At 63.8% G+C, this 16,584-nt stretch carries 15 protein-coding genes; 9 read left to right on the top strand and 6 right to left on the bottom strand.

Annotated features, from left to right (window positions below):
- The first annotated feature begins 152 nt into the window (after positions 1 to 152).
- From EN850_RS32030 to EN850_RS32020, 3 genes are read left to right on the top strand one after another with little or no spacing between them, the layout of a single operon-like run.
- Positions 153 to 1,769: a GMC family oxidoreductase N-terminal domain-containing protein gene (locus EN850_RS32030; RefSeq protein ID WP_127279781.1), complete on the top strand. Its 1,617-nt coding sequence runs from the start codon at positions 153 to 155 to the stop codon at positions 1,767 to 1,769.
- Complete coding sequence (locus EN850_RS32025) at positions 1,766 to 2,980, top strand: mandelate racemase/muconate lactonizing enzyme family protein (RefSeq protein WP_136092880.1); 1,215 nt, start codon at positions 1,766 to 1,768, stop codon at positions 2,978 to 2,980. The genes EN850_RS32030 and EN850_RS32025 overlap by 4 nt, the downstream gene beginning before the upstream one ends.
- Positions 2,977 to 3,894: an NAD(P)-dependent oxidoreductase gene (locus EN850_RS32020; protein ID WP_136092879.1), complete on the top strand. Its 918-nt coding sequence runs from the start codon at positions 2,977 to 2,979 to the stop codon at positions 3,892 to 3,894. Before EN850_RS32025 ends, EN850_RS32020 begins: the two co-directional genes overlap by 4 nt.
- A 277-nt stretch (positions 3,895 to 4,171) precedes the next feature.
- Here EN850_RS32020 and EN850_RS32015 read toward each other — a convergent pair whose 3' ends face one another.
- Complete coding sequence (locus EN850_RS32015) at positions 4,172 to 5,110, bottom strand: diacylglycerol kinase family protein (RefSeq protein WP_135915212.1); 939 nt, start codon at positions 5,108 to 5,110, stop codon at positions 4,172 to 4,174.
- 752 nt (positions 5,111 to 5,862) lie between these two features.
- On the opposite strand from EN850_RS32015, the gene EN850_RS32010 reads away from it, so the two are divergent.
- The 4 genes from EN850_RS32010 (at position 5,863) to EN850_RS31995 (ending at position 9,106) form a co-directional block, all read left to right on the top strand.
- The gene (locus tag EN850_RS32010; protein WP_136092878.1) at positions 5,863 to 6,297 is read left to right on the top strand and encodes a DUF4383 domain-containing protein; all 435 of its coding nucleotides are present in this window, start codon (positions 5,863 to 5,865) and stop codon (positions 6,295 to 6,297) included.
- Between the two features lie 6 nt (positions 6,298 to 6,303).
- Entirely contained in the window at positions 6,304 to 7,434 is a 1,131-nt protein-coding gene (locus EN850_RS32005) for a hypothetical protein (protein WP_135915211.1), read from the top strand.
- 15 nt (positions 7,435 to 7,449) lie between these two features.
- Positions 7,450 to 8,448, top strand: a complete 999-nt coding sequence (locus EN850_RS32000; protein WP_127873620.1) for an alpha/beta hydrolase — start codon at positions 7,450 to 7,452, stop codon at positions 8,446 to 8,448.
- Between the two features lie 136 nt (positions 8,449 to 8,584).
- Positions 8,585 to 9,106 (top strand): hypothetical protein, encoded by a 522-nt coding sequence (locus EN850_RS31995; protein ID WP_136092877.1) that lies wholly within the window; start codon positions 8,585 to 8,587, stop codon positions 9,104 to 9,106.
- Positions 9,107 to 9,113: 7 nt separating this feature from the next.
- On the opposite strand, the gene EN850_RS31990 is transcribed toward EN850_RS31995, so the two are convergent.
- The 3 genes from EN850_RS31990 to EN850_RS31980 form a co-directional block, all read right to left on the bottom strand.
- Positions 9,114 to 9,737 carry a hypothetical protein gene (locus tag EN850_RS31990; RefSeq protein WP_136092876.1) on the bottom strand — a complete coding sequence of 208 codons (624 nt, stop codon included), beginning with the start codon at positions 9,735 to 9,737 and terminating at the stop codon, positions 9,114 to 9,116.
- Between the two features lie 73 nt (positions 9,738 to 9,810).
- The gene (locus tag EN850_RS31985; RefSeq protein ID WP_136092875.1) at positions 9,811 to 11,433 is read right to left on the bottom strand and encodes an FAD-binding oxidoreductase; all 1,623 of its coding nucleotides are present in this window, start codon (positions 11,431 to 11,433) and stop codon (positions 9,811 to 9,813) included.
- 180 nt (positions 11,434 to 11,613) lie between these two features.
- A complete protein-coding gene (locus EN850_RS31980) occupies positions 11,614 to 11,856 on the bottom strand; it encodes a DUF1344 domain-containing protein (protein WP_015316128.1) in 243 nt (80 codons plus the stop codon).
- Positions 11,857 to 12,294: 438 nt separating this feature from the next.
- On the opposite strand from EN850_RS31980, the gene EN850_RS31975 reads away from it, so the two are divergent.
- Positions 12,295 to 12,789 carry a DUF2314 domain-containing protein gene (locus tag EN850_RS31975; RefSeq protein ID WP_136092874.1) on the top strand — a complete coding sequence of 165 codons (495 nt, stop codon included), beginning with the start codon at positions 12,295 to 12,297 and terminating at the stop codon, positions 12,787 to 12,789.
- Positions 12,790 to 12,804: 15 nt separating this feature from the next.
- On the opposite strand, the gene EN850_RS31970 is transcribed toward EN850_RS31975, so the two are convergent.
- Together EN850_RS31970 and EN850_RS31965 are read right to left on the bottom strand one after the other, a co-directional pair.
- Entirely contained in the window at positions 12,805 to 13,773 is a 969-nt protein-coding gene (locus EN850_RS31970) for a DUF3137 domain-containing protein (protein WP_136092892.1), read from the bottom strand.
- A gap of 91 nt (positions 13,774 to 13,864) precedes the next feature.
- Positions 13,865 to 14,914, bottom strand: coding sequence for a CapA family protein (locus tag EN850_RS31965; RefSeq protein ID WP_136092873.1), 1,050 nt, complete (start codon positions 14,912 to 14,914; stop codon positions 13,865 to 13,867).
- Between the two features lie 144 nt (positions 14,915 to 15,058).
- Between EN850_RS31965 and EN850_RS31960 the strand changes: the two genes are divergently transcribed.
- A complete protein-coding gene (locus tag EN850_RS31960) occupies positions 15,059 to 16,315 on the top strand; it encodes a hypothetical protein (protein ID WP_136092872.1) in 1,257 nt (418 codons plus the stop codon).
- Positions 16,316 to 16,584 lie beyond the last annotated feature (269 nt).

Raw genomic sequence — 16,584 nt, 5'->3', positions numbered from 1 at the left:
CCATGCATATCAAGCGCGATTGTCGGTATTCCCCACAACCCGGCCGGATAGACCAGTCGCTTTTTTCACAACCGATGCCGGAAGGCGCGGCGACGCGGCGAACTCGTGGCGTCTAGGCTGCGCCCTGTTTTCAGGAGCCGCCCATTTCCATCATGCAGACCTATGATTTCATCATCGTCGGCTCCGGCTCGGCCGGCTCGGTGCTCGCCGACAAGCTCTCGGCCTCGGGCCGTTTCTCCGTGCTGGTGCTGGAGGCCGGCGGCAGCGACCGTCGCTTCTACGTGCAGATGCCGCTCGGCTACGGCAAGACCTTCTTCGATCCCACGGTGAACTGGAACTACAAGACCGAGCCGGATCCCGGCCTTGGCGGCAATGTCGACCACTGGCCGCGCGGCAAGCTGCTCGGCGGGTCGAGTTCGATCAACGCCATGGTCTGGATCCGCGGCGCGCGCGAGGATTTCGACGACTGGCGCGCCGCCGGCAATCCCGGCTGGGGCTATGACGATCTGTTGCCGGCCTTCAAGGCGCTCGAGGACAATGAGGCCGGCGCCGACCAATGGCGCGGCACCGGCGGCCCGCTTCACATCAGCGACACCACGAACGCCGTCCACCCGCTGACGAAGCGTTATCTCGCCGCCGGCCAGCAGGCCGGCCTGCCGCTCAACCCCGATTTCAACGGTGCTGCCCAGGAAGGCGTCGGCATCTACCAGATCTCGACCAAGAACGGCCGCCGCATGTCGGCCGCCCGCGCCTTCCTGCGCCCGGCGATGAAGCGCGCCAATGTCCGCGTCGAGACCAACGCGCTGGCGAGCCGCATCCTGTTCGAAGGCAAGCGCGCCGTCGGCGTCGAATATCTGCGCAACGGTGAGACCAGGACGGCACGAGCCGGCCGCGAAGTGATCCTCTCCGCCGGCTCGATCAACTCGCCGCAGCTCATGCAACTCTCCGGCATCGGCCCCGCGGCATTGCTCAAAGGCTTGGGCATCCCGGTCGTGCAAGCCAACGAGAATGTCGGCGCCAATCTGCAGGACCATGTCGGCATCAACTACACCTTCAAGGGCAAGCTGCCGACGCTCAACCAGATCCTGCGGCCCTGGTGGGGCAAGCTTCTGGTCGGCATGCAGTACATCCTGACGCGCTCCGGCCCACTGTCTTTGTCGATGAACCATGGCGGCGGCTTCTTCCGCACCGACCCGGCCTTCTCGCGGCCCAACATGCAGCTTTATTTCCAGGCCTTCTCGACCCTCATCCCGAAAAACGGCGAGCGGCCGATCCTGACGCCCGACCCATGGCCGGGCTTCTCCATCGGCCTGTCCAACTGCCGCCCCTCGAGCCGGGGCGAGATCATGATCCGCTCCAGGAACCCGCTCGATTATCCCAAGATCGTCGCCAACGCCTATTCCACCAATGCCGATGTCGACGAGATGCTGGCGGCGGTGAAATTCGTGCGCAAGATCGCCTCGATGCCGGCCATGGCCGAGATCATCGCCGAGGAGGTGTTGCCCGGCCCGTCGATCCAGTCCGACGCCGACCTGCTCTCCGATTTCAGGAAGCGCTCCGGGACCGTCTATCACCCGGTTTCGACCTGCCGCATGGGGCCCGACCCCTCGCGCTCCGTCGTCGATCCGCGCCTGAAAGTTCATGGCCTTGAAGGCCTGCGCGTCATCGACGCTTCGATCTTTCCCGACAACATCACCGGCAACACCAACGCCGCCTCGGTCATGACCGGGTGGAAGGGCGCCGAACTGGTTCTGGAGGACCACACATGAAGATCACCGACGTCAAGACCTGGGTTGTCGGCAACCCGCCGCCCGGCATCGGCGGCAAATATTTCATCTTCGTCAAGCTCACGACCGACGGCGGCGTGGTCGGCTATGGCGAAGCCTACAATGCCACCTTCTCCGCCCATGTCACGGCCAGGATGATCGAGGACATGGCCGAGCGCTATCTGATCGGCCGCGATCCGCACGACATCGAAAACTTCTTCCGCCGTGCCTATTCCTCGGGCTTCACCCAGCGTCCCGACGTCTCCGGCATGGGCTGCTTCTCGGCACTCGAAATGGCCTGCTGGGACATCGTCGGCAAGGAAGCGAACAAGCCGGTCTACAAGCTGCTCGGCGGCCAGGTGCACGAGACGCTGCGCTCCTACACCTATCTCTACCCGCACACGGGCAGCGTCCATTCCGAGGACGCGCCCGATGGCAGGAACGTCTACAACGACCCTGAGATGGCCGCAGCCTGCGCGCTCGAATATGTCGAGCAGGGATTTAATGCCGTCAAGCTCGACCCGGCCGGTCCCTACACCGCCTTCGACGGTCATCAGCCGCGCCTCGTCGACATCGATGTCTCCACCAGCATGATCAAGGCGATCCGCGAGGCGGTCGGCACCCGCGCCGACATATTGTTCGGCACGCACGGCCAGTTCACCGCATCGGGCGCGCTGCGCATGGCGCGCGCCATCGAACCCTACGACCCCCTGTGGTTCGAGGAGCCGGTGCCCCCGGACATGCCCGAAGTGATGGCGCAGGTGGCGCGTGCGACTTCGATCCCGATCGCCACCGGCGAGCGGCTGACGACCAAGTCCGAATTCGCCCGCGTCATCGAGAACCGCGCCGCGACCATCCTGCAGCCGGACCTCGGCCGCTCCGGCGGCATTCTCGAAACCAAGAAGATCGCCGCCATGGCCGAGGCCTACCACATCCAGGTCGCGCCGCATTGCTATTGCGGGCCGATCGTCGGTGCCGCCAACATCCAGCTCGCGGTGACACTGCCGAACTTCCTGATCCTGGAATCGCTGAAGCAGTGGGACGGCTTCCACGCGACGCTGCTGAAGAAGAAGATCGAATGGCAGGACGGCAACGTCATCCCCTCGAAGGAGCCTGGCCTCGGCGTCGAGCTCAACGAGGCGGTCTGCGACGCGCATCCTTACACCGGCAAGGACCTGCATCTGCAGATGATGCAGATGCCGCTGATGCCGTGAGCGAAAGCTACGCCTTCATCGGCCTTGGCCATCTCGGCGGCAACCTTGCCGCCAGCCTGATCCGCAACGGCTTTGCCGTTACCGTTGTCGACCGCGACCCCACCGCCGTCGAGCGCCTTGTCGCGCTCGGCGCCACGGCTGCCGGCAGTCCCGCCGAGGCCGCCGCCCGCGCCGGCAATGCCATAAGCTGCCTGCCTTCACCAAAAGTCAGCGAGGCGGTGCTGGCCGGCCCGGGCGGATTGCTGGAAGGCCTGCCCAAGGGCGGCACCTGGATCGAGATGTCGACCAACGGCCGCGACGAGATTTTGCGGCTTGCCGCCCTCGCCTCGGCCAAGGGCGTCGAGACATTGGAATGCCCGGTCACCGGCGGCGTGCATCTGGCGGCGGTGGGCAAGATCACCGCGCTGGTCGGCGGCAATGCGGCCCTCTACAAGCGCCACCGCCCCGCCATCGAAGCGATGTGCGCCAAATCGTTCCTGATGGGGCCGATCGGCTCGGCGGCGGTGATCAAGGTCATCACCAACATGCTGGCCTTCATCCATCTGGTCGCCGCCGGCGAGGCGCTGATGCTGGCCAAGCGGGGCGGGCTCGACCTCGCGCAATCCTACCACGCCATCGTTGCTTCTTCCGGCAACAGCTTCGTCCACGAGACCGAAAGCCAGCTCGTGCTGAACGGCTCCTACGACATCGGCTTCACCATGGACCTGGCGCTGAAAGACCTCGGCTTCGCGCTCGCCATGGGCGAACAATCGGGCGTGCCGCTCGATCTGGCATCGCGGGTCAACGCGATTTTTCAGCAGGGCAAGGCAGCCTATGGCGGCGCCGCCTGGTCGACGCAGATCGTCAAATTACTGGAGGATACTGTCGGCACCGACCTGCGCGCGCCTGGTTTTCCGGCCAGATTGGAGATGTGATCCCGGCAGACCAGCCAATGAAATCAAGGCGTTGGGCAAGCATCTGGAATCACGGCCTCAACAACTTGAATCAGAGCTGGAACATCCCGACTGGTTATCGGGAGAGAGTTTCGATCACGCTGCACGTCTCGGCGATCGGCAGAAGCACCCCTTCCCTTCGTCATCCTCGGGCTTGACCCGAGGATCCATGCCGTGACCTTGGCCAAAGAATGCGACGGAGCAGAATCAGCACCGTTGCAGCGCTATGGGAACGCTCCACCCCGCTCAACGCCTTCATTCAATATCTCAGCGTCAGGGCCCCCGGCAAAATCTCGAAGGTCGCGGGTATCCGCCCGGGCGACTCGCCGTCTATATCGACCAGCGCGCCATTCTTCTCGACGTCGCCGAGCGGTTCGACCACCACTTTCCGGCCGCGCAGGATAGTAATGGCGGGGTGGTTGCGGTGCCTGCCGCCATAGAGCAGCCTGATATCCCAGATCAGCTTCAGCTTGCCCGCCGCGCGCAGGATGACGATGTCGAACTGTCCGTCGGCCAGCTCCGCATCCGGCGCGATCATCATGCCGCCGCCGAAGAATTTGCCGTTGGCCACCGCCACCAGCGCCATGCGCGCCTCGACCGGGTCGCCGTCATCGACGGTAATCCGCACGTCCTGAAAGCGGTAACGGACGAACTCGACCACGGTGCGCCACAGGAACAGCGCTTTGGCCGACATGCTGCCCTTGCGCTTGTCGGCATTGACGGCGCGGTCGGTGGCGCCCGACAGGCCAAGGCTGGCGATGTTGATGAAGTGGCGGCTGGCCAGCGCGCCATGCTCGTCGATGTAGCAGATACGGCCGGCATCGACCGCCCTTGCCTTGGCTTCGGCAATCCGCTTCAGCGTCGCGTCGATCTCCGTCGGCAGGCCGAGGCCGCGCGCGAAATCGATGCCTGTGCCGCACGGCAGGAGGCCGAGTTCGGTTGTCCTGCCGCCCTCCTCGCGGGCCTGCAGCAACCCGTCGGCCACTTCGCTCGCGGTGCCGTCGCCACCGGCCGCGATCACCAGGTCGAAGCCGTTTGCGGCGAGATCGAGCGCAAGCCGCTCGGCATCGCCCTCGGCCTGGGTCTCGCGCAATTCGAAATCGCCGAAGTGCTTTTTCAGCGCGGCGGCGACATCGGGCCAATGCCGTTTCAGCCGGCCGCCGCCGGCAATCGGATTGAGCACCACCCCGACCTTCAATGCTTTCCTCCCCCGGATGGCGCCAACCCGATCCTTTGCCGGCCCCGATCGTTTGCCAGCATTGAAACCCGCGCCTGTCGGCAGGGCAAGGGGCACCATCGGTTCGTTCGCCGAAAAAGCGGGGCAGGCTGTCTAAGGTGTTCGCGCTTGAATTTCCCTGGCTTCTGGCATCGGTCCCCGATAATCCCGCTATCCACAGGGGCAAGCCCATTCCCCACAACCCTTACCCGGCGTAAGTTCAACCCATCTCAGGCGGCTACCGATCGCCAAGCCGAAAGGCGAAGTGAAAGGCGGATTTCCTGAGGCCCGTACGGCCCGGATCGAGACCAGGCTTGCCTGTTCGAGGGATGGTAGCCGAGACCTACGGGGCCGCGGAAAGCGTGCCAACGCCGACGGCGGACCGATGCTGCCATGAAGGACGGCAAAAACCTTCGATGGCACGCAGGGCAAAGCCCGCAAGGGCCAAGACCAGCGTGGTCTGGAACGGATGCTGCCTTCGGGTGGCTTCTGGCAGGACCGTCAAAATCAAGGCCGGCATGGCGCGACGACTTTACGGAAGTTGCTGCCGCGACCGTGTCCTGATCTGACAGGGAGGCGCTGGGAGAAATCCCGGCGCCGACTGTCTTTCTTAACCCTCGCAAAGTCCTTTCCCGGCGAAGTTGCGGGCGCCGCTTCACCGCGCGTCAAAATCGGTTAGTATCGCTGCGTCGTCAGAGTCCGTCTGCAACGGGCTTTTCGGAGGGGGATACTTCATGACGCTGATCCAGAAGCTTGCCATCACCTACGCGTTCCTGTTCTTCGCGGTCGTGGCCATCGGCTACATTCCGGCCTTCAACGATGCCAACGGCAATCTGTTCGGCCTGTTCTCCCTGCAATGGTATGACGACCTGCTGCACGCCTTTTCCGGCGTCTGGGCGCTGGCCGCCGCCTTCATCTCGCACCGCCAGGCGGTGTTCTATTTCAAGCTGTTCGGCTCGGTCTATCTGTTCGACGGCGTGCTCGGACTGGTCACCGGCTCGGGCTGCCTCGATGCCGGCATCTTCATCAATGGCTTCCGCTCCCTCAACGACATCGAATTCCCCACCCGCTTCTTCGCCAACCTGCCGCATATCGTCATCGGCGGCATCGCCGTCTACATCGGCTTTTGGCTGTCGAAGCGCATCTACGACCACTTCGCCACGGCCTGATCGGCCATGTTCCTGTTCCGCTTGATAAAGCGCATCGTCAAGACGATCCTCTGGCTGATCGTCATCGTCATCCTGATCCCCATCGCCGGGCTTGCCTATGGCTTCCTGACCACGCCGTCACTCGACAGGACGCCGCTGCCCGGCATTGCCGACGGCGCGCCGCCAAAGGCGCTGGCCGACAAGGTGCGCGCCGAGATTCCCGGCTACCAGCGGCCGGAGGAATCGACCTTCCTCACCTACCCCGAATGGGCGATCGTCTACGCCGCGCGCGAATATGCCGGTTTCGTCGCCAAGGACCAGCCAAGCGGCTTTCCCTATTGGTCCTATGTCGGCCGCTTCTGGCAGGATTACGCGACGGTGATCCGCGCCAGTTCCCCCTACAAGTTCAACTACGCCAACCACCAGATGCTGGTCATCATCGGCACCAGCCATTCGATCGAGCATATCCTGCAATGGGCCTATGAGAACACGGTCGGCCGTATCACCGAGGCGGCATCGACCAAGCGTACCGCCGCCGACATCTACCAGGCCAAGGTGGCGGCGGATTATGCAGCTTTTCTCGACCAGGTGCCGTGGTACCAGTTCCCCTACGCGCAAAAGCGCGCCGGGCTGTTTGCCGTGCAGCCGGCGCCTGGTGACAGTTCCATCCGCACCAGCGAACGCAAGCTCGCCTTCGGCCTCGCCGACACCATCAAGCAAGGCTATGCCGATCTGATCAAGCAGGCGCTGGCGGCGACCTCCGACCCGGCCTTCCTCGATGTCCATGTCTGGGCCAAGGGGCCGGTCGGCGAGGCCACCCGCAACGAGCCCGACACCTTGCTGGAACGGGACCTGGGTCCGGACGGCACCGTCTTCGTCACCAAGCGCTATCAGGTCTTCACCGACATGATCCCGCGGCTGATCGACAAGGGTGTCTCCTTCGTCGAGATCGGCGGCAATGACGAGATCATGGTCACGGTGCTGTCGACCGACGCGATCGCCATTCCCGAAGGCATGCGCATCCTGTTCAGCTATCCGCTCCCGGCGGATCCCTCGACGCGCCGCACCGGAATGGTCGTGGCCGTGCGCAAGCTGCATCTGGTGCTGCCGTCGCTGATCAAGGCCGGCGCCAGGCTCGAACACGTCTACGACTACTGAGGTGACAGCCCTGCCATGCGTCGACTGATCCGGATTGTCGGCTGGCTCGCGTTCACGCTGCTCGTGCTGATCATGGTGGTGCTCGTCGGCTTTCGCGGCGCGGCGGCCTGGCGCGAGACGCTGTCGCCACAGGAGGCTGCGCCGGCGGGAGCCCTGTTCGCGACGGTCGATGGGCTGAAGATGCACTACCAGGTCTGGGGGCCGCCGGACGGGCCGCCGCTGCTTTTGTTCCACGGTACGGCGTCGTGGGCCGAAACCTACCGCGATATCGCAGCACCCCTGGGTGAACAGGGCTTTCGCGTGATCGCCGTCGACATGCCGCCCTTCGGTTATTCGGAAAGACCGGCCGACCAGGACTATTCGCGCGCCGCTCACGCCAGGCGTGTCCTGGGCTTTGCCGACGCGCTCGGCCTTCGCCATTTCAGCGTCGGCGTCCACTCTTATGGTGGCGGAGGCGTGATTGAAGCCGCCTTCTCGGCCCCGGGCCGCATCGATGCGCTGATCCTGCTCGACGTGGCGATTGGCCTCGGCCAGACCGAGGCGCCCGCCCCACCGTTCGCATCTCTCCTGAAAAGGGATTGGCCACGCCAGCTCCTGACCGCCTCGACCTTCACCAATCCGCTCATGACCGGGATCGGTTTGCGCCGGTTCATCGAGAACGACGATCTGGTCACGGCGGAGCGCATCGCCATCTACACGCGCCCGCTGAACGTCACGGGCACCACCAATGCCGTTGGTCACTGGCTGTTCAGCGGCCTCTACAATGACGAGCGGAAATCGCTTGCCGCCAACAAGGCGAATTATCGCGCCTTCACACCGCCGGTCCTCGTCATCTGGGGACGAGAGGATTCGACCACGCCGCTGGCCCAGGGCGAAGAGATCGCCTCGCTGTTTCCACACGCCGAACTGGCCGTCCTCGATGGCGTCAACCACATCCCGCAGGTCGAGCGCCCGCACGACGTGGTGCGGCTGATCGCCAATTTCCTCAGACGGATCTTCCCGGGCACCGGGTAGGCACGCGCCGCCACGCACATTCCACGGTCGAAGCCAAAATCCCGCCTTGTTCGCGCGCAATGGAGAATTGCATGTCGCCTGGAACGCGGCACGCACCTGAATGGGCTGCCGGGGGGCATCTCGAAGGGACGAGACCGTGATCAAGACCGCCCTTGTCGCCATGACCATCGTCGGCTGCGACTGCGACGCCAAGCTGTGCGAATATATCGGCGAGACGCCGGCCAAGTGGTCGACCATCGCCGATTGCGAAGCCGCGATGAAAAGCCAGATCCTGCACGAGCGCAATTTCAATTATCCGCTGGTGTCCGGCATCTGCCGCACCAAGGGTTCGGCGTCCTCATCGCACCTGGCCGCGATCGCGTCAGGCCCGGAACTGAAGCCCGCCAGCAAGATCGTCAGAACGGAGAGCCCGCTGCCGCCGGAGCTCAGCCATCGGCCGAGCGTGCCCGTCAGATCGCCGACGACGGCCTTGGACGCGGCCGCTGCCCGGCCCGTCGCATATGAACAGGTGGTGGATGGCGGAACCGGCGTCCTCTATCGCACGAAGAACGGCTACGCCGTGGTCAAGACCGATCTCGGCCGCGCCGCCTCGGCAACCGCCGACGCGGCAAAGCGCTCGGTGAACTGGCTGGCCGGCCTGGTGCCGAGCAAGCTCTAGGCACAGCCTACATCTTCAGCTTCAGGCTCTGCCAGAACTTGTCGATCAGCGGCTTCTCGGTCGCCGCATCCTCGCCGGCAACGCGCGTGATGAACAAAAGCCCCTGATCGGCGCGACCGTAGCCGACGATTTCGAAATAAGCGGTGTCGGTGCGGGTCTTCACCTCGGCGGTGATGCCGGTCAATTCCTTGCCGTCGGCGAGCTTGCGCGTCGTCGGCTGCTGCGTCAGCGCGGCACCTGCCTGCACCGATTCCTTGGTCATCTCCTGCAGCATCAGCTGGTTGAGCGACACCGGGTTCATCTCGCCGTATTCCTGCACCACGACGATCGTGCCCAGCGCCGAGGCCATCAGATATTGCGTGATGTTCTCGCCGAGATCGCTCTTAGTCACCGAAATGCCGCTCGGATGGTTGAAGGAGAAACTGCCGCCGGAAAAGGTGGCGAAATCGTTCTTGTCGAGCTTCACTTCGACCTGTCTGCCGTCCGGCAGCGTCACATGGGTGCTCTCGCCGGCGTCGATATCAATCGCCTTGCCGTCGATCGTCACCTTGAAGGCCTTGAGGTCCTCGGCTCCGGCGGATCCAGCGCACAGCGCGATAAGAGTGAGGGCTGCCGCCGATACCATGCGCATTGATTGTTCTCCTGCTCTATTCCTGAGCAGTTCCGGACGGAAAACCGCTTCACACTTTTCCTGGAACTGCTTCTTATACCACCCCGCTCAGCGCCTTGATGGCACGGTAGAAGGTCGAGGAAAACATTTCCGTCGGGTCATAGCGCCGCTTTGCCGCCAGGAAGGCGGGCAGTTCGGGATAGGACGCCAGCAGCTCCTTGCCCGTATAGTGCAGCTGGTAGGGCAGGAAGAACCGACCGCCATGCTTGATCGTCACGTCGATCAACGCCCGCGTCAGCGCCCGCATCCTGGCATTGCCATCGGCATCGGCCGGCTGGTTGATATAGAGCACCAGCGAATAGGCCGGCTCCGGCGCGTAGGTCAGCGCCAGATCCTCCTTGTGGACGACGCGCACCGAGGCGTTGAGGACAGGCAGATCCTGGTTGCGCAGGATTTCGCGCGCTTCCGCGATGAACTCGACATAGGCGGCGCGAGGAATAAAATATTCGTGCAGTATGTCGGTCTCGTTCATGAGGTCGTTGAACAGATACGGCACCGAATCGTGCATCGGGTTGTTGCGGGTGACGAGACAGGCCTCGCCCTGGGCAAGCGCCGAGCTGCGCGGCACCGTGCAGCTCTCGAATTTCGGCTCCAGCGTCTTTTCGGTGAACCATTTCAGTTCCTGGAACGCGCTGCCCCACTTGGCCATGTTCATGATCACCCGCTTCAGGCCGACGCCATCGGGTTCACCGAGCGCCGGCTGGTCCGCCGGCGGCTGCTCCGCCACCTTGTCGTAGCGGTAGACGATCATGTCCTCGAGGAAATTGCCCGGCGCCGTCGACAGATGGCCGTAAAACAGGCCGATGTTCTTGTTCGGCTCCAGCACCTCGGCGAAGAATTTCGGAAAGTCGTCGGATTTGATGATCTCGCGCGAGGTGCGGTAGACGGCATTGTCGACGATATCGAGCGTCGCCTCCAGCACCACGCCGAACAGGCCGTAGCCGCCGACAACATGGCGGAACAGCTCGCTGTTGTCGGCTGGCGAGCAGGTGGTCACCGACCCGTCGGCCAGCATCACCCGCATCGAGCGGATCGAGCCGGCCACCGAGCCCGCCTGATGGTCCATGCCGTGCGCGTTCACCGACAGCGAACCGCCGACCGAAAAAATATCGGTCGACTGCATCGCCTTCACCGCGAAGCGCGGATGCAGCATGGTCTGGATGTCGTGCCAGCGCGCGCCCGGCTGCAAGGTCATTGTCCTGGCCGCGGCGTCCACCGTGAACTTGTTGAACGGTCTGAGGTCGAGAACCAGCGCATTGTCGTCGAAGGCATGCCCGCCCATCGAATGGCGGATGGCCGCCAGCGACACTTTCAGCCCGTTGGCGCGCGCGAAGGCCAGCGCCTTGGCGATATGCTCTTCCTCGCTGACCTCGACCACGCCATAGACCGGCGTCCTCGACAGGCCGCTGGCATCGTTTATGTCGCCGCCTTTTGCCAGCCAGGGCAGCGACGGATCGAAGGCCGGCGCGTTGTCGATCGGCTTCAGCGGCAGCGCGATGCCGTCGATATCGGCGATGCGTCCGGTGTTCTTCGGCCCTGACGGGCCTCGCGCCAGCCGCGCCACGGTGGTGCCGCCCCACAGGACGGCGCCGCCAAGGACAGCCGCGCCCAGAAGCAGCCGCCGCGACAGGCGAAATCCCTTTTGTTCCTCGGCCATGCAGATCCCCCGCAGCCAAGGAATAGCGCGGCCTCTGGGCAAAAACCATAGCAGCGCTGCCGGAACGGCGTTTCGCCACCGTCGACGCCCGGCGGTGCGTGTCCAAGGTCATGAAAATGGCCGATCCCCGAAGGAACCGGCCAGATTGGAGCAGGGTCTCAAAAGTCCGATCAGGAGTCTCTATGAAGCCTTCTTGATCGACGTCACCATGCCGGTCTTGTCGTCGACGGTCACCGCCACCTTGGCGCCGACCTTCAATTTCCCGACCGACGCATCGGGCGACAGCTGGTAGATCTTGCCGTCGTCGAGGGTGACCGACTTGGTTGTCGGATCGACCGCCTGGATAGTGCCCTGAACGGTCGCGGCATAGGCCGTGCCAAGAAAGGCGAGCAGAGCGGCGGTGGTTGCGAGGGTCTTCTTCATGGATAGCACTCCGTGCTGTTTCGGTTTTCCGGCACCGCTTGGGAGAGGCAGCACCGAACGGCCCGAGACTGGAGCGGAAAGCGCGCCATCGGCAAATCACGTTGAATGAATTTTCGCAAAGGAAATCATTGGCTTAATTCCGACACAATAGCCTCCAAGCCCTCCGATGCCGACAGCTTTCCCGCCCAGATGGAAGCCTCTTCTCCGCACGAAAAGAGTCGTTTGACGGATTGTGGCTCGCGCCGCCGGCGATCACGCGGCCGCCGCAATCCCTTCCCGGCCGCATCACGAAACAGGACTTCGATTTTTCATCGGTACACATTTTATGTCGCGGGGCCGGCTCGAGCCTCCCATTCGGCGGAGAGCAATTTCGCGCTCAGGTTGCAAACTCGAAGCGAATGCGGGATGGTGTCGCGCTTGTGATAAGGGGGGACTTCCATGAAAATCGCCGTCCGGACCACGCTATCCCTGATGCTGGCGATTTTGCCGGGCCTGGCTGGCGCGCAAGGCGCCGATCCGGGTGACGACAGCACGATCATCTTTGCTCCTGATGATCCCGACATGGCGTCGGCGACCGCGCGAGCCCTCGCCGGCCTGGATGAATTCCTGGCCTTGTCCGAAACACCTCCGTCCGGCACCGACAGGTTCAAACTGAAGGTCAAAGTGCGTGACGGCAATGTCACCGAACACTTCTGGGTCATACCGTTTCGCCGCATGGAGACCGGATTTGTCGGCATATTGGCGAACGAACCGGAAGAAGTGCACAACGTCGTGCTCGGTCAGAATATAGAATTCACGCGCGACGACATTTCCGACTGGGGATACACCAGGGACGGCCATCAGGTCGGCAGCTTCACCGTCTGTGTGATGTTCAAGAGAATGTCCAAGGAAGAGGCGGACTATATGCGCGGCAAATACGGCTTCGACTGCTGAGCCTGCTTCGGCCGATCAGATCGCCCCGTCCCTCACACCGATCTTCCTCACCAAGGCCGCCGTCGCCAGCATGGCGCCCATGTCGGAGATCATCGGCGCGACATGGGTCTGGTAATCCAGCGGCACCGAAATGGCGGGCAGTTCGAAGAAGTTTTTCGCTTGCGGCAACAACAGAAAACCGTCGCCGCCATTGAGCGCGACACGCGCCGGCTCGTCCGGCCAGGTTTCGCCGAGCCATTTCAGCGCCTGCGCCAGCCGCCCGGTCACCAGCGGCCGCGCCGCCTCGACATTGTCGGTGCGGAATTCATAGGCTGCGTCGAGAAAAGGCTCGCCCGACGACAGGTCCTGCAGCTTGGACCCAAACACCCCACGGAAAAAGCCGACGACCGCATTGGTTCGCCGCGTCGCCACCAGGATTCCAGGGAACGGCTCGACGGCCTCGAAGGCGACGATGACACCCTTGAATGCAGTCGACGAACCCTTGCCGTTCCCTTCTCGCAATTCCGTCTCGTAAAGCTCGAACGGAAACTCTTCGTAGCGTCCGGAAACGACATCGTCGAAGGACTGCCGGTTGAAAGGCCCGACCGTCTCGCGCGGCAGCCGGTCGAAGGAGTTCGGCCTTCCGCCATGCTGGTAGTGCACATCGCGGATGAAACCGAAGATGATGGGCAGCAGCGTGTCGCGGAACGATTGCTGCAGCCGCGTCGCCGGTTTCATGGCCTGGAAATAGAGCAGGACCGAAGCGGCGAAGCCGATGACATAGAGAAATACATGCGGCGTCGAGAACCATTGCTCGTGGGGATCGGCGACCTTGTTGAACAGCCAGGCAATGAGCGCGACGAAAACGACCGCCAGGCCAACGAACAATGGGACGCGCCACTTGACCCTGCGGGCGACCGAGGCCCTTGTCGCTTCGTATGTCTCGATGTCCTTCTTGATGGCCGCGATAGCTGCCGCGCCCGGCATGAAATCCGCTGTTCCCATCGCCATCCCCCGCTGCCGAAGCCCGCTTTGCGCCATTATGATAGCTGCTTTTGCAGGAACGACGCCAGCCGGATAGAGCGGTGATCCCTTCTCACCTTGAGGGAGAAGGGAAGATCGCCCTCAGCCGACGCTCGACCTTTTGCCGCATTCCACCTTCCAATCCGTCCACCGACACCAGCCGCTCATGGTCGCCCACGCGTAGCCGCATGAATGGAAGCAGCCGATAGGCGGCGACCCTGCCGCGCGTCTGCGCTTCAGCACTGACGTCGACGATGAAAATCCCGCCGATACGCCCTGGCCATGGCTGGCGGGCAAAAGCGGTGCCGAGGAAGTCGCCGAGCCCATAGGCGACGATCGCCTCGCCGATCCGCTGCACCGGCTGCACGACATGGGCATGATGGCCGGCGATCAGCCCGACGCCGTGCCCGGCCAGCCGCCGCGCCAGCGCCCGCGTTCCGGCACGCGGAAAATGCCGGAATTCCCAGTCCCAGTGCGGCACCGCACAGAGGAGATCGATCCCCGCGCTCGCCTCGCGCGGCCAGCGCGCCGGATCGCCTTCCATCAAGACGCGGCCGGCAAACAGGCTTTCGTCGGCGTTGCGCCAGAGCGTGAAAGCGGCGAAGCCGAGAGCGATCGGCCCGACCGCGAAGCGTTCGACCGGGCCAGTGGCGGCCAGGCCGATGGTGCGGATATCGAGCAGCCTCAACGTGGCCGCCGTCGCGTCGAAACCGGCGACACCCTGGTCGAACACATGATTGTTGGCCAGCGACAGCACGAGTTTTTCGCACTCGATCCCGACCGCCGCCAATGCTTCCACCAGAAAGCGTTCGCTCATCGCATGATGCGTGCCGAGCTTGGTCCCCAGCACGGCACTTGGCTTGTCCACGATCGGGCTTTCGCAATTGCCGATCACCAGGTCGGCAGTGCCGAGCAGCGCCTTGATCGCCGGATCGCACGCCGGCGCGCTGCGGTTGGCCACGGCCGAGATGTCGCCGACGAAGGCAAGCCGCACCATCTGCTTCGGCGACGGGTCCATCAGCGTCCCCGCCGCCGGGGCAAACCCGTTGGCGTCGCCGCCAAGCGACGGCTTCAGGAATCGTGGCAGCCAGGACAGTTTGTAGGAAAGCGGATAGTTTGACACGCGACGCCCAATTTGCTTGCCCTGTGTAGACCGTCCGTCCGGCGAGTTGAAGCCATCCGGCGACAATCATGCGCCGAGACCGGCAGACGGCGGACGGCAAATTCGTGTATGGTCGCCGGCGCGAAACGCACCTGGAGGGGGAACATGAAACGAGTTGCGAGCCTGCTGGCCTCAGCCTTTATTCTGCTTGTGCCGTTGTGTTCGGCTAACGCCGCCATGCCCGAAGCGGCAACCGCATTGTTCGAAGCCAAGACCGTGGCCGCGCGCGACGGCGCCCTGTCGACACTGGAAGCGGCTGCGCCGAAAGATCCGGCTTCGGCCTATGCCGCCGGCGCCGGCGAGTTCTTCACCGCACTGGAATTGCTGGCGAGCGGCCTGCACCGCCATGGCTTCGAGAGCCCGCAATCCTTCATGCTGCCGCTGATGCAGCTGCCGGTGCCGACAAACCCCAACCCCGAGCCGCTGACCTACGAAGAGTTCCGCTCCATCCTGGTCGCCTTCCGCGACCGGCTGGCAAAGTCCGCGGCTACGCTGGGTTCGGTGCCGGCCGACGCCGATATCGGCATGGTCATCGACCTCACCCATGTCGGCATCGACCTCAACGAGGACGGCACGATCGCACCGGATGAAAGCATGGCGGCGATCATGGCGGCGCTGTCGCACGGCGGCATGGCGCCAGACGGCGCCGCACCGGCGCTCACCTTTCGCTTCGACCGCGCCGACGGCTACTGGCTGCAGGGCTATGCCGAGTTCCTGATGGCGCAGGCCGATTTCTGGCTGGCGCATGATTTCAGGGGCACGTTCGACGGCTCGTTCCACATGCTGTTCCCGCGCGCCAAGCTGCCATTGCAGGACATCCTGGTGCCGCCGCCCAGCGAGATGGGCGGCAACATGTTCTCCTCGGAATGGCGCATCGCCGATTTCATCTCGATGGTGCACATGATCAACTGGCCGGTGATCGAGCCGGAGCGCCGCAAGGCGGCGCGCCAGGAGCTGCTCGAAATGATCCGGCTGTCGCGCGAGGACTGGAAAGCGATCCGCGCCGAGACCGACAATGACCGCGAATGGCTGCCGGGCCCGCAGCAGAAGGGCGAAAACCAGCTCACCGGCCTCGAAGTCGGCGAGGAGCAGGTCCAGGCCTGGCTCGCCACCTTGACCATGGCCGAGGACTTGCTTGAAGGCCGGGCGCTGCTGCCGCATTTCCGCATCACCGGCAAGGGCATCAACATGAAGCGCTTCTTCGACGAGCCGAAGCCCTTCGACCTCGTACTGTCGATCACCGGCCCCGGCATCGCACCCTATCTGGAGGCCGGCAAGATCCTGACCAGCGAGGATTTCGACCTGATCCAGCGCGAATTCGGCGGCGGCGGGTTTCTGACGTTCGCGCTGTGGTTCAATTGAGGACCTAACAGAACCTGGGTTCCTCGCCCCACGAACGTGGGGGAGGTGGCTCGGCGAAGCCGAGACTGAGCGGGGGCTGGTGCGGCCTTTTACATTCAGAAAAAGCCACCAGCGTCGTAGCCCCCTCTCCGACCGCTTCGCGGCCACCTTGTATCTACACGAGAGAGATTTCGTGGGATTGAAGCGATTGAGCCAAGGTCCGGGCGGCCGCCCGGACCTTGGCTTGGCGAAGTCGCCCGTACCACCTGAGGTTACAGCCGCGGGAGAGC

The sequence above is a fragment of the Mesorhizobium sp. M8A.F.Ca.ET.207.01.1.1 genome (assembly GCF_004794715.1).
Taxonomy (GTDB): Bacteria; Pseudomonadota; Alphaproteobacteria; order Rhizobiales; family Rhizobiaceae; genus Mesorhizobium.
This window is presented reverse-complemented; position numbering and strand designations above follow the sequence as displayed.